The following is a 12,083-nucleotide window of genomic DNA, read 5'->3' on the forward strand; positions in this document are numbered from 1 at the left end:
CTGCTGACCACCCGCTGACAAGCCGGCGACGCCCGCGCCGCGCATGACCGCTCGCCCAGGCGCGCGGCGCCTCGGTATTTTCCCTCGTGTTCCCGTCTCGCCCGCGGGCCGCCTCGCCCCGCAAGCCACGGCCGTCGCGGCTCGCGCGCCAAGCTCGAAAGAATTTTTATCTTTTGAATCAATCGGTGCTTGCTTTCAGCGCGCCGGCCCCGCCATCACACTCCAGACCGACACGAGCCGCACCGCTGCACCGCCGCGCCGCGTGTCGCGCGCCCGGGCCCGACCCCGCGCCGCCACGACACCGAACCATGGAGACATCGATGAATTTCCGCAGGTATCGTTATGTGGTCGCCGGCCTGCTGTTCGCGGCCGGCGCGATCAACTACATGGACCGCGCCGCGCTCGGCATCGTCGCGCCGCTGGTCGGCAAGTCGCTGGACCTCTCGCCCTCGCAGCTCGGCATCGTGTTCAGCGTGTTCTTCGTCGGCTACTCGATCTTCTCCTTCCTCGGCGGTTATCTGTCGGACAAGTGGGGCACGCGGCGCGTGTTCACCTGGGCGATGGCCGTCTGGTCGCTGTTCTGCGCGCTGACGGCGGCCGCCACCGGCTTCGTCTCGCTGCTGGTCTACCGCGTGCTGTTCGGCATCGGCGAAGGGCCGATGAGCTCGAACACCAATCGCACCATCTCGAACTGGTTCCCGCGCCACGAGGCGGCCACCATGATCGGCTTCACCTTCTCGGGGCAGACGCTCGGCAACGCGATCGCCGGGCCGGTGATCGGGCTGGTCGCGCTGGCCTTCGGCTGGCGCATCTCCTTCGTGATGATCGGCGTGCTCGGGCTGGTGTGGATCGCCTGCTGGCGCTGGCTGGTGACCGAGAAGCCGGCCGCCAACCGGCGCGTGGGCGACGAGGAGCGGCGCCTGATCGAGGACAGCCGCGCCAGCGCCGAGGTGCGCAATGCCGAGCCGGTCGGCACCACGCTGGGCAGCTACCTGCGCCGGCCCAGCACGCTCGCGCTCGGCGCCGGGCTGTTCGCGGTCAACTACACGCAGTACGTGTTCATCTCCTGGCTGCCGAGCTACCTGACCACCGAGCGGCACCTGGACCTCAAGTCGATGAGCCTGGTCTCGTCGATCCCCTGGATCTGCGGCGCGATCGGCTATTTCGGCGGCGGCCTGGTGGGCGACTTCATCTACCGCCGGATGGACGACCCGATCCTCGCGCGCAAGCTGGTGGCCACCATCCCGCTCGCGCTGTCGGGCGTGGCGGTGCTGCTGATCACCTCGGCCAGCTCGCTGGTCGCGGCCGTGGCGCTGATCGGCGCGGCGCTCCTGTTCCTGACCGGTTCCTGCCAGTCGATCTGGGCGATCCAGCACGAGATCCTGCCGCTGCACCGGCAAGGCGGGGTGGGCGGCTTCATCCACTTCCTGAGCAACCTGTCGGGCATCGTCGGGCCCGCGCTGACCGGCTTCCTGATCCAGTACTTCGGCGGCTACAGCAGCGCCTTCCTGTTCGGAGCCCTGATCGATTTCGTCGGCGCGCTGGCGATGGTGCTCTGCATCCGCAACGTGATGTCGATGCGCGTCGCGCACGCGCATTCGGTGGAGTGAGGGCAAGCGCGACGGCCCACCCGCGCTCGACCGGCTTCGCCGGTTTCAATCGGTCGAGCGTTCGGCGGCCACGCCGAGAAAGGCCTGCACCAGCCGCACGCGTGCCGAGGAGCGGTTCCAGATCAGCCCGACCTGACGCTTCATGAATGCGTGCGGCAGCGACCACTTCGCCAGCGATAGCTCGGTCAGCGGCCGCAGGTTCCAGTCCGGCACCAGCGAGACGCCGAGCTTGCGATCGACCAGCGCGGCGATCGCCGCCAGCCCGTCGAGCTCGCAGCGCTGGTTGGTATGGATGCCGTGCTGGCGCAGGTAGCTGTCGGCGAGCTGGCCGCCCACCACGTTGCGGTCGTAGCGGATAAAGGGCTCGCTGCGCAGCGTGCGATGCGGATCGGTGACGCGCATCGCCGCCGGCGTGAGCAGCACCAGCGCCTCCTCGCGGAAGGTGTGCCAGTCGCAGTTCTTGGGGATGTTGAACAGCGGATGCGCGACCAGGGCCGCGTCGAGGTCGCCGTTGACCACCTTGCGATAGAGGTCGAGCGAGGTGCCCGGCTCCAGGTAGAAATCGATGCCGGGGTGGCGCGCCAGCAGCTCGGCCAGCACGCCGGGGATGAAGGCCGTCATCATGGTGGCCATCCCGCCGAGCCTGAGCTGCCCGGCCAGCGAGGCGCTATCGGCGAGGTCCGACTTCAGGTCGCGGATGTCGTGGAGGATCGCGCGCGAGCGTTCGAGGATCCGCTCGCCGGCCTCGGTGGTGGCCACCGTGCGGCCCGAGCGGCGCACCAATTGCGCGCCCAGCTCCTGCTCCAGCATCTTGACCCGCTGTGCCACCGCAGCCGGCGTCAGGTCGAGGCGCCGAGCGGCCTCGGCGATCGAGCCGAGTTCGACCACATAGACGAAGCTCTGCAGGTAGCGGGAGTCCATCGATAAAAATTCTATGCTTTGAAGAAGCCAGAGGATACTTCCTTTGACTATCGGCCGCCATCACACTAACCCTCATGACATTAACCCTGATAGGCGGGCATTCCGGACCGCCTTCGACGGAGGAGACGAGATGCCGGTGATCGAATCGATCGAGGTGTGCGCGGCGGCCGTGCCGCTGGACCGCGTGACCTCATTTGCCACGCGAACCGTCGCGGTTCGCCACTATGGCCTGGTGAAGCTCCGCTCGACCGATGGCGTCGAGGGGATCGGCTTCTGCTATGTCGGCAGCGCGGCCGGCGGCCTGCTGAGCGCGGCCGTCGAGCAACTGCTCGCGCCGCTGTTGATCGGCAAGGATTCCTATGCGAGCGAGGGGCTCTGGCAGGCGATGTACAACGAGGCGCTGCTGCAGGGGCGCGCCGGCACCGTGATGCGGGCGATCAGCATCCTCGACACGGCGCTGTGGGACCTCAATGCGCGCACCCACGGCCTGCCGCTGCACAAGTACCTCGGCGCCAACCAGCTCGACACCGTGCCGGCCTACGCGAGCGGGGGCTACTACCTGGAGGGCAAGACGCCCGGCCATCTCGGCGAGGAAATGGCCGCCTATGTCGAGGCCGGGTTCCGCGCCGTGAAGATGAAGTGCGGGCGGCTCTCGCCGCGCGAGGAAGAGGCGCGCGTGCGGGCCGCGCGCGAGGCGATCGGCCCCGACGTCGAGCTGATGCTCGACATCAACAACGGCTGGACCGACGTGCCCCAGGCGCTGCAGTACCTGAACCGCCTCGAGCCCTACGACCCGTACTTCGTCGAGGAGCCGTTCTCGCCCGACGACATCGACAACCACGCGCGCCTGGCCGGCGCCACGCGGATCCCGGTGGTGACCGGCGAGATCGGCTACGGACGCTGGTATCACAAGGCCCTGCTGGAGGCGGGCGCGGCCGCGATCCTGCAGACCGACGCGGCTGTGTGCGGCGGCATCAGCGAATGGCGGCGCATCGCGGCCACCGCGGCCAGCCATGGCGTGCAGATGTGCCCGCACTGGTTCCACGACCTGCACGCGCCGCTGGTGGCGGCCACGCCGAACGCGCGCTACGTGGAGTTCTTCCCCGACGACCAGGTGCTGAACTTCCGCCGTCTGGTGGATACCCAGCTCACGCAGCGCGACGGCCGCGTGATCCTGCACCAGACGCCGGGGCTCGGCTTCGGCTTCGACGAGCGCGAGGTCGCGAAGTACGGGCGCTGGACGCGGATTCACTGAACCTTCGCCAAGCACGCTGCGAACCCAATCCTAGCCATCGATCCAGACCATGATTTCCACCTCGGGCAAGACCGTGGCCGGCCCCGTGATCCGGCTGCATCCCGACGACAACGTCGTCATCGCGCGGATCGACATCGGCATCGGCACGCCGCTGCCGATCGGCGATGTGGCCTGCCGCAGCCAGGTGCCGGCTGGCTACAAGATCGCCGCGCGCAGCATTCGCGAGGGCGAGCCGATCCGCAAGTACAACGTGGTGATCGGCTTCGCGGCCGGCGAGATCGCGGCCGGCGCCCTGGTGCACAGCCACAACCTGACGTTCCGCGAATTCGATCGCGACTATGCCTTCGGCGCCGACTACCGCGCCGTCGAGCCGGTGCCCGAGGCCGAGCGCGCCAGCTTCATGGGCATCGTGCGCGAGAACGGCGAGGTCGGCACGCGCAACTACATCGGCGTGCTGGCCACCGTCAATTGCTCGGCCACTGTGGCGCACCGGATCGCCGCGCACTTCACGCCGGAGCGGCTGGCCGACTACCCGAACGTGGATGGCGTGGTGGCCTTCACGCACGGCATCGGCTGCGGCATGGAGATGAGCGGCGAGCCGATGGCCCTGCTCAGGCGCACCATGGCCGGTTATGCGCGTCACGCCAACCTGGCCGCGGCCGTGATCGTCGGGCTCGGTTGCGAGCGCAACCAGCTCGGCGGCCTGCTGGAGCAGGAAGGCCTCCAGCCGAACGCGCGCCTGCATACCTTCGTGATGCAGGAGAACGGCGGCACGCGCGCCACCATCGAATCGGGCATCGCGGCCGTGGCGGCGCTGCTGCCGGAGGCGAACCGTGTCGCGCGCACCGCGGTGCCGGCCAGCGAGCTGCGCGTCGGCCTGCAATGCGGCGGCTCGGACGGTTTTTCCTCGATCACGGCCAACCCGGCGCTGGGCGCCGCGGTCGACCTGCTGACGAGGCACGGCGGCACCGCGATCCTGTCCGAGACGCCCGAGATCTACGGCGTCGAGCACACGCTCACGCGCCGCGCGGTGAGCCGCGAGGTGGGCGAGCAACTGGTGGAGCGGATCCGCTGGTGGAAGGACAGCTATTCGGTGGGCCGCGACGTACAGATCAACGGCAAGGTCAGCCCCGGCAACCAGGTCGGCGGTCTCGCCAATATCTTCGAGAAGTCGATCGGCTCCTCGATGAAGGGCGGCACCGGCCCCTTGATGGCGGTCTATCGCTATGCCGAACCGGTCCGCGCGCGCGGCCTGGTGTTCATGGACACGCCGGGTTTCGATCCGGTCTCGGCCACCGGGCAGATCGCCGGCGGCGCGAACCTGATCGCCTTCACCACCGGGCGCGGCTCGATGTTCGGCGCGAAACCGGTGCCCTCGCTGAAGCTGGCCACCAATACGCCGATGTACCGGCGGTTGCAGGAGGACATGGACCTCAATTGCGGCGGCATCCTCGACGGCACGGCCACCATCGAGAGCTGCGCGCGCGAGATCTTCGACGCGCTGCTGGCGACCGCCTCCGGGCAGCGCACGCGCAGCGAGACCCTGGGCCTGGGCGACCACGAGTTCGTGCCCTGGCAGATCGGCATCATGAGCTGAGAGGAACGGGAACATGAGCAAGGTATTGATCACGGGCGCGGCGGGGCAGATCGGCCGCGTGCTGCGCGAGGGGCTGCGCGGGGCCTATCCGCTGCTGCGGCTGGCCGATATCGCCGAGCAGCAGCCGGCGCGCGAGGGCGAGCAGGTCGTCACGGTCGACATCAACGATCCCGATGCGCTGCTGCGCGCGATGGACGGCATCGACTGCGTGGTGCACCTGGCGGGGATCCCCGACGAGGACAGTTGGGAGCGGATTAGCCGCATGAACATCGAGGGCTGCTACAACGTGTTCGAGGCGGCGCGGCTGGCCGGCGTGAAGCGCCTGATCTTCGCGAGCTCGAACCACGCGGTGGGTTTCCAGCGGCGCGATCGCATGATCGACGACCAGGTCCAGCCGCGGCCCGACAGCCGCTACGGCGTGTCCAAGGTGTTCGGCGAGGCGCTCGGGCGCCTCTATGCCGACAAGCACGGGCTCTCGGTGGCCTGCCTGCGGATCGGCTCGTTCCGCCCCGACGACCGGCCCAGCGCGCCGCGCCATCTCTACACCTGGATCAGCCATCGCGACACGGTGCAACTGGTGCGCCGCGCGATCGACCATCCGGATTATCACTTCGTGGTCGTGTACGGCGTGTCGGACAACGCGCGCAACCGCTGGGACAACGCCAATGCGCGCTGGCTCGGCTACCGGCCCGAGGACGATGCCGAGCGCCACGCGGCCGAAATTCTCGCCGGCTCGGCCGCCGAGGACGAACTCGAGGCGCTGTTCCATGGCGGCTTCGGCTGCCGCGTCGAGTACACGGGCGATCCCGACCGGGTCGATTGAGCCGGCGGCGCGGCAGGCATCCTTGTCATCCACCACATGGCCCGAGGGCCGGGAGAACGCAAGCACATGGATCTGGGTTTGAACACGAAGACCGCGCTCGTGATGGGCGGCGGCGGCGGCCTTGGCCGAGCGATCGCGACGGCGCTGGCCGGGGAAGGCGCCAGGCTGGTGCTGGCCGATCTCGACGAGGCGGCCTTGCAGGCATCCAAGCAGGCGGTCGAGGCGACGGGCGCCGAGGTGCTCGCGCTGCACTGGGACCTGTCCGACCTGGCCTCGATCGAGCGCCACGTGGCGGCGATCGAGGCGCGCTTCGGCGGCGTCGACGTGCTCGTCAACAATACCGGCGGGCCGCCGCCGACGCCGGCCTCGGGCCAGCCGAGCGACGCCTGGCGCAAGTATTTCGAGTCGATGGTGCTGTCGGTGATCGCGATCACCGATCGGGTGCTGCCCGGCATGCGCGAGCGCCGCTGGGGCCGCGTGATCACCAGCGCCTCCTCGGGCGTGATCGCGCCGATCCCGAACCTCGGCATGTCGAATGCGCTGCGCGCCTCGCTGCTGGGCTGGTCGAAGACGCTGGCGCGCGAGGTCGCGCGCGACGGCATCACGGCCAATATCGTGGTGCCGGGGCGCATCGCCACCGACCGGATCCGCTTCCTCGACGAGGCCAAGGCGCGCCGCGAAGGGCGGCCGGTGGAGCAGGTGAGCGCCGAGAGCACCGCCTCGATTCCGCTGGGCCGCTACGGCGAGCCGGCCGAGTACGCCGACGTCGTCACCTTCCTGGCCAGCACGCGCGCGGCCTATGTGACGGGCTCGGTGGTGCGCGTCGACGGCGGCCTGGTCGCCAGCATCTGAGTCCCGATTCCCGATCGAACCCGGGGCCGCGCGTCGCGAGACGGCGCGGCCTCGCTGCAAGGAGCTGCCATGGCAGACGAGCAAGGCATCATCGACACGCTGTCGTCCGTGACGACCGCCACCCTCACCACCCTGCTGCTGAAGAAGGGCCTGCGCAATGTCTGGATCCGCGGCGCGCAGCCCTTGCGCGAGGGCCAGCCGCGCCTGGTCGGCCGTGCCTTCACGCTGCGTTTCGTGCCGGCGCGCGAGGATCTCGCCACGCCGGAATCCTGGTCCTCGCCGCGCTCCACGCGCGCGGCGATCGAGGCCATGCCGGGCGGTTGCATCGCGGTGGTCGACGCGATGGGGATCCGCGACGCCGGCATCTTCGGCGACATCCTCTGCCAGCGCATGCAGCAGCGCGGCGTGGCCGCGCTGATCACCGACGGCGTGGTGCGCGACGTGGCCGGCGTGCTCGACACGCAACTGCCGGTCTGGTGCAGCGGCGTGGCGGCGCCGCCCTCGGTGGCGGGCCTGACCTTCGTGAACTGGCAGGAGCCGATCGGTTGCGGCGGCGTGGCCGTGTTCCCGAACGACCTGATCGTCGTCGATGCCGACGGCGCGGTGGTGATCCCGGCCGCGCTGGTCGACGAGATCACGGCGGCCGCGGTGGAGCAGGAGCGGCTGGAGGGCTGGATCATCGAGCAGGTGCGCAACGGCGCCTCGCTGCCGGGGCTTTATCCGCCCAACGAGGAGAACAAGGCGCGCTACGAGGCGTACAAGCGCGGCCTGTGAGTCCGCGCCGGCCCCCCGCGCCCCTTGCTCGCTTGCGTCAGGCCCCGCTCGCGACGATCTCCACCCAGTTCGCGCCTTGGCCGCCGGGGTGGCGCGAATGCAGGGCCGGCAGGCCCGAGGCGGCATCGATCAGGTAGAGCGATACCTGGGGCGAATGCTCGCCGCAGGCGACCAGACAGCGCCCGCCCGGATCGATCGCGAAGCCGCGCGGCTGCGTTTCGGTCGACACGGCGCCCGCATGCGCGAGCGTGCCGTCGGCCTCCACGCGCAACACGAACAGCCGGCTGGTGGTGCGCTCCGACAGATAGACGAAACGGCCGTCGGGGCGCACCTGCAGGTCGGCCGCCCAGATCGCGCCGGCCAGCGTGGCCGGATCGGGTTGCGGCTCGGTGGCGGGCGGCCGGGCCTGGCCGTCGCGCATCGCCGCGAGTTCGGGCGGGCGCGTCGTGACGTGGTGGCGGCTGAGCCTGCCGGTGCGCGGGTCGCGCCGGAACACGGCTACCGTCGCGCGGAACTCGCTGAGCACATGGAGCCAGGCGCCGTCGGGCGAGAAGCGCATGTGGCGCGGGCCGAAGCCCTTGTCGAAGGCCAGCGTGTCGACGATCTCGAGCGGCGCCTCGCGTTCTGCATCGAGCGAGCAGCAGAGCAGGGCGTCGCTGCCCAGCGAGGTGACGTAGACATGGCGGTCGTCGGGCGAGACCAGCACGGCGTGGGCGTTGCGAATGCCTTCGAGCGTTTGCAGCGGGCTTGCATCGCCTTCGTCGAGGCGGGCGATGGCGTGCACCACCAACTGGTGGCTGCCGTAGGAGGCGCCGAACAGGAAGCGCCCGGCGCGATCGATCGCCAGCGAGACGTGGCCCGCGCCGACGTCGAGCCGATAGTCGGTCGCGAGCTGGCCGGTGCCGGGATCGAGCCGGCATCGCGCGATGGCCGGCGGCGTGCTGCGCAGCGCGGCGAACAGCGTGCTGCGATCGGATGCGATCGCCAGCGGCATGAGTTGCGGGCCGAGCGGGTGGCGCCCGGCGGCCTGCATCGAGGGCGCGTCGGGGTCGAGGCGGTAGACGCTCAGGTCGGCGCTGATGGAATTCGAAACGATGACGGTCAGGGTCTTCGACATGGAAAGGGCGCAGGGATGGACGAACGGCGGCGCCTCCTCGTGGGTCGATGCAGCAGGGCAGGCGCAGCGGGATGCGCCAGTATCGCGTGGGCGGTGTTCGCCTCCAAGCCGTCGCCGTTTGCTTGAGTCGATAGCGATTCTTGCGTTCCGTGCCGCTCGCCCTGTTTCTGGTGCAGAATCCGGCCTGTCCAATCTGATCCGGGCCGTTCGCGCGGTCGATCTATTCCGGAAATAGATGGATGCAATCTCCACAATCAATTTCCCGCCGGCGACGAAGGCCTCTACACTCGCCGTTTTCGCAAGTGCCTTCAACGGTTCAGGAGAGACATCCATGACGCAGTATCTGGCTGATTCGAATCGCTACAACGACGCCATGCCCTACCGCCGGGTCGGCCGCAGCGGGATGGTGCTGCCGGCGATCTCGCTCGGTCTCTGGCAGAACTTCGGCGGCGTGGACGTGTTCGAGACGGGCCGCGCGATCCTGCGCCGCGCCTTCGATCGCGGCGTCACGCACTTCGATCTGGCCAACAACTACGGCCCGCCCGCCGGCTCCGCCGAGGAAAACTTCGCGCGCTGGCTCGCTGCCGACTTCAAGCCGTATCGCGACGAACTGGTGATCTCGACCAAGGCCGGCTGGGCGATGTGGCCCGGCCCCTACGGCGGCCCGACCGGCACGCGCAAGCACCTGATCGCGAGCTGCGAGCAGAGCCTGCGCCGCATGAAGCTCGACTACGTCGACGTGTTCTATTCGCACCGCGTCGACCCGGATACGCCGCTGGACGAAACCATGGGCGCGCTGGTGCAACTGCACAAGCAGGGCAAGGCGCTCTATGTCGGGATCTCCTCGTATTCGCCGGAACTGACGCGCCAGGCCGCCCAGATCCTCGAATCGGAAGGCGTGCCGCTGTTCATCCACCAGCCGAACTATTCGATGCTGAACCGCGGCATCGAGCACGGCCTGCTGCAGACGCTCGACGAGCTCGGCGTGGGCTGCATCGGTTTCTCGCCGCTCGCGCAGGGGCTGCTCAGCTCGAAGTACCTGAAGGAGGTGCCGGCCGACGCGCGTGTCGCGCGCAGCGGCTCGATGAACGCGGGCATGCTGAGCGAGCAGAACCTGGAGCGGATCCGCGCGCTGAACGCGATCGCCGAGCGCCGTGGCCAGACGCTCGCGCAGATGGCGATTGCCTGGACGCTGCGCGATGCGCGCGTGTCCTCGACGCTGATCGGCGCGCGCACGGTGGCCCAGCTCGACGATTCGCTCGATGCGGTCAAGCAGCTCTCGTTCACGGCCGAGGAACTGGCCGAGATCGACCGTCATGCGCAGGACGGCAACGTCGATATCTGGAAGGTGTCCTCGGGCATCGGCGCGAACTGATGCGCCTCGGCGGGGCGCGAGCGCGTCCCGCCGGTCATCCCCGCCGCCGCGCCGCAAGGGCGCGGCACCTGGCGCAATGCGATGCAGGCTGCCGCGGGCAGGCGTCACAGCCCGACGGCGACCCGTCATCAAAAGAAATCTTCATTTTCACGCCCCCCATTCTTCAGGCGACGAGCCCGGCGCTTCGTTAGGCTGGTGCCCGATCGGTCCGGCAGGCGCGCCGATCGTCCCGAGTCGATCTCCGCTCACGGAGGTGACGAATTTCCCTATCGGCCGATATCGATGCGGCCGAGGGGCGGTCGTGCGCCGGGCCGCCTCGCATATCGAGGATTCCCAATGAAGAAATTCCTGATCGGCGCGTCCATGGTGCCGCTGCTGGCCGCCGCGGCCAATTTTGTCCACGCTTCGGATGCGCAATTGTCTCGATTGTCGGCACCGGCCGCCCAGCGCGACCGGGTGCAGGCGCAACTGGTGGATGCCTGGCTGCGTGGCGTCAGCGCGGCCGACGAGAAGCAGACCTATCCCTCGCCCCCGGAATACCGCAGGTTCATCTCGATGCGCCGCTGCCACTACGCACGCCTGCATCCCGACCGTCGCTACACGGGCGTGGTCGCGGCGGATTGTGGCAAGGCGATTTCCTGACGCCCAGGGTGCTGCGGGGCGGCGCCCCGGCCGTTCATTTGCGCGTGATGCGGTAGACGGCGGCCGGCGGCAGGTTGCGGATCACGCGGCCCACGCAACTGGCCTTCAGGCCCAGCGCGTCGAGCGTGCGGCGCGGGATCGGGCAGCGATACCCGTAGGTGAACTGATGGAAGGCGCCATCCTCGCGCAGATAGTGGAACGCGCCTTCAAGAATCGCCGCCACCTTCGGCCTGGGCATCGACAGCAGCGGCAGGCCGCTGACCACCGCGCCGACCGATTGCGGCAGTGCCACGCCGAGCGGTGCCAGCGCGGCCGCGTCGCCGATCACGATCTTCGCATCGGGGAAGCGCTCGGCCAGCAGGCTGCCGAAGCGCTCGCTGTTGTCCACCAGGATCAGGTCGCGCTGGGCCAGGCCGCGCTGCAGCAGCGCCCGCGTGAACACGCCGGTGCCGGCGCCCAGTTCCAGCACGGGGCCGTCGATGCCGGTGATGTCGCGCGTGATCAGGCGGCTCAGCGGCTCGCCGGAGGGCGCGATCGCGGCCACGTTCATCGGGTTCTCGAACCACGACCTCAGGAAGAACAACAGGTCGGACGATGCGCTTCGGGTTCGCATGTGACGGGCACCTCATGGGAGTGACGCGCGCCGGCCGTGCCGCGAGGCATGGCCGGCGCCGGAACGGAAGAGGGAACGCGACAGCCGGCGCGCACGCGGCGTGCCGGCCATGGAAAGCAAGGCGATGCGTAGTGTTGCATCGTTTTGGGCGTCGATGCGAGCTTCGTCATGGATGGTTGCAATTTTCCCGGCGAATGGTGCCGGACCTGTCGCCGCCGTCAGCCAATGGACATGAAAGCTTCATCGGCGGCTTTGGAAGGCGCCAGGGTGCAATTCGCGTGCCCGGCCGATAGGCCCATGCTATGACCGGCAAAGCTAATTGGTAGTGGTCGAACGCGCCGAATCCACGTGTAATGGGCCGGTTCAATACAAGCCAGCCTGGGCTGGGAAGGAGCATGCATTGAAGATTCTGGTGCCGGTAAAGAGAGTGGTCGACTACAACGTGAAGGTTCGCGTGAAGTCGGACGGAACGGGCGTCGATATCGCGAACGTGAAGATGTCGAT

The 12,083-nt window shown here is 68.9% G+C and carries 11 protein-coding genes and 1 pseudogene; 9 read left to right on the plus strand and 3 right to left on the minus strand.

What is annotated here, in order from left to right; genetic code table 11:
- The first annotated feature begins 320 nt into the window (after positions 1-320).
- Positions 321-1,610, plus strand: a complete 1,290-nt coding sequence (locus FB600_RS30940; RefSeq protein ID WP_145757918.1) for an MFS transporter — start codon at positions 321-323, stop codon at positions 1,608-1,610.
- Between the two features lie 45 nt (positions 1,611-1,655).
- Here the strand turns inward: FB600_RS30940 and FB600_RS30945 are convergent, their stop codons facing one another.
- A complete protein-coding gene (locus FB600_RS30945; RefSeq protein WP_013697652.1) occupies positions 1,656-2,531 on the minus strand; it encodes a LysR family transcriptional regulator in 876 nt (291 codons plus the stop codon).
- Positions 2,532-2,661: 130 nt separating this feature from the next.
- On the opposite strand from FB600_RS30945, the gene FB600_RS30950 reads away from it, so the two are divergent.
- From FB600_RS30950 to FB600_RS30970, 5 genes are all read left to right on the plus strand, one after another.
- On the plus strand, positions 2,662-3,786 hold the full coding sequence (locus tag FB600_RS30950) for a mandelate racemase/muconate lactonizing enzyme family protein (RefSeq protein ID WP_105819280.1): 1,125 nt from the start codon (positions 2,662-2,664) through the stop codon (positions 3,784-3,786).
- Positions 3,787-3,835: 49 nt separating this feature from the next.
- Entirely contained in the window at positions 3,836-5,383 is a 1,548-nt protein-coding gene (locus FB600_RS30955) for a UxaA family hydrolase (protein ID WP_098181065.1), read from the plus strand.
- 13 nt (positions 5,384-5,396) lie between these two features.
- Positions 5,397-6,206: an NAD-dependent epimerase/dehydratase family protein gene (locus FB600_RS30960; RefSeq protein WP_145757919.1), complete on the plus strand. Its 810-nt coding sequence runs from the start codon at positions 5,397-5,399 to the stop codon at positions 6,204-6,206.
- Positions 6,207-6,272: 66 nt separating this feature from the next.
- Positions 6,273-7,058, plus strand: a complete 786-nt coding sequence (locus FB600_RS30965) for an SDR family oxidoreductase (RefSeq protein ID WP_098154189.1) — start codon at positions 6,273-6,275, stop codon at positions 7,056-7,058.
- A gap of 69 nt (positions 7,059-7,127) precedes the next feature.
- The gene (locus FB600_RS30970; RefSeq protein ID WP_013697657.1) at positions 7,128-7,832 is read left to right on the plus strand and encodes a ribonuclease activity regulator RraA; all 705 of its coding nucleotides are present in this window, start codon (positions 7,128-7,130) and stop codon (positions 7,830-7,832) included.
- Positions 7,833-7,869: 37 nt separating this feature from the next.
- Here the strand turns inward: FB600_RS30970 and FB600_RS30975 are convergent, their stop codons facing one another.
- Positions 7,870-8,949 (minus strand): lactonase family protein, encoded by a 1,080-nt coding sequence (locus FB600_RS30975; RefSeq protein ID WP_098154188.1) that lies wholly within the window; start codon positions 8,947-8,949, stop codon positions 7,870-7,872.
- A gap of 331 nt (positions 8,950-9,280) precedes the next feature.
- On the opposite strand from FB600_RS30975, the gene mgrA reads away from it, so the two are divergent.
- A complete protein-coding gene (mgrA, locus tag FB600_RS30980; RefSeq protein WP_047835524.1) occupies positions 9,281-10,324 on the plus strand; it encodes an L-glyceraldehyde 3-phosphate reductase in 1,044 nt (347 codons plus the stop codon).
- Between the two features lie 336 nt (positions 10,325-10,660).
- Positions 10,661-10,966 carry a hypothetical protein gene (locus tag FB600_RS30985; RefSeq protein ID WP_105819277.1) on the plus strand — a complete coding sequence of 102 codons (306 nt, stop codon included), beginning with the start codon at positions 10,661-10,663 and terminating at the stop codon, positions 10,964-10,966.
- 34 nt (positions 10,967-11,000) lie between these two features.
- Here the strand turns inward: FB600_RS30985 and FB600_RS30990 are convergent, their stop codons facing one another.
- The gene (locus FB600_RS30990; RefSeq protein ID WP_025102066.1) at positions 11,001-11,579 is read right to left on the minus strand and encodes a class I SAM-dependent methyltransferase; all 579 of its coding nucleotides are present in this window, start codon (positions 11,577-11,579) and stop codon (positions 11,001-11,003) included.
- Positions 11,580-11,979: 400 nt separating this feature from the next.
- Here FB600_RS30990 and FB600_RS30995 point away from each other — a divergent pair.
- A pseudogene (locus FB600_RS30995) lies at positions 11,980-12,083 on the plus strand (electron transfer flavoprotein subunit beta/FixA family protein); the annotation flags it as partial.

The organism is Burkholderia sp. SJZ089, assembly GCF_007828315.1.
Lineage (GTDB): Bacteria > Pseudomonadota > Gammaproteobacteria > Burkholderiales > Burkholderiaceae > Burkholderia > Burkholderia gladioli.

Coding starts and splice junctions, on each gene's coding strand:
- FB600_RS30945 (WP_013697652.1), bottom strand. CDS start 2,531: ATGGACTCCCGCTACCTGCAGAGCTTCGTCTATGTGGTCGAACTCGGC.
- FB600_RS30990 (WP_025102066.1), bottom strand. CDS start 11,579: ATGCGAACCCGAAGCGCATCGTCCGACCTGTTGTTCTTCCTGAGGTCG.
- mgrA (WP_047835524.1), top strand. CDS start 9,281: ATGACGCAGTATCTGGCTGATTCGAATCGCTACAACGACGCCATGCCC.
- FB600_RS30985 (WP_105819277.1), top strand. CDS start 10,661: ATGAAGAAATTCCTGATCGGCGCGTCCATGGTGCCGCTGCTGGCCGCC.
- FB600_RS30975 (WP_098154188.1), bottom strand. CDS start 8,949: ATGTCGAAGACCCTGACCGTCATCGTTTCGAATTCCATCAGCGCCGAC.
- FB600_RS30970 (WP_013697657.1), top strand. CDS start 7,128: ATGGCAGACGAGCAAGGCATCATCGACACGCTGTCGTCCGTGACGACC.
- FB600_RS30955 (WP_098181065.1), top strand. CDS start 3,836: ATGATTTCCACCTCGGGCAAGACCGTGGCCGGCCCCGTGATCCGGCTG.
- FB600_RS30965 (WP_098154189.1), top strand. CDS start 6,273: ATGGATCTGGGTTTGAACACGAAGACCGCGCTCGTGATGGGCGGCGGC.
- FB600_RS30940 (WP_145757918.1), top strand. CDS start 321: ATGAATTTCCGCAGGTATCGTTATGTGGTCGCCGGCCTGCTGTTCGCG.
- FB600_RS30960 (WP_145757919.1), top strand. CDS start 5,397: ATGAGCAAGGTATTGATCACGGGCGCGGCGGGGCAGATCGGCCGCGTG.
- FB600_RS30950 (WP_105819280.1), top strand. CDS start 2,662: ATGCCGGTGATCGAATCGATCGAGGTGTGCGCGGCGGCCGTGCCGCTG.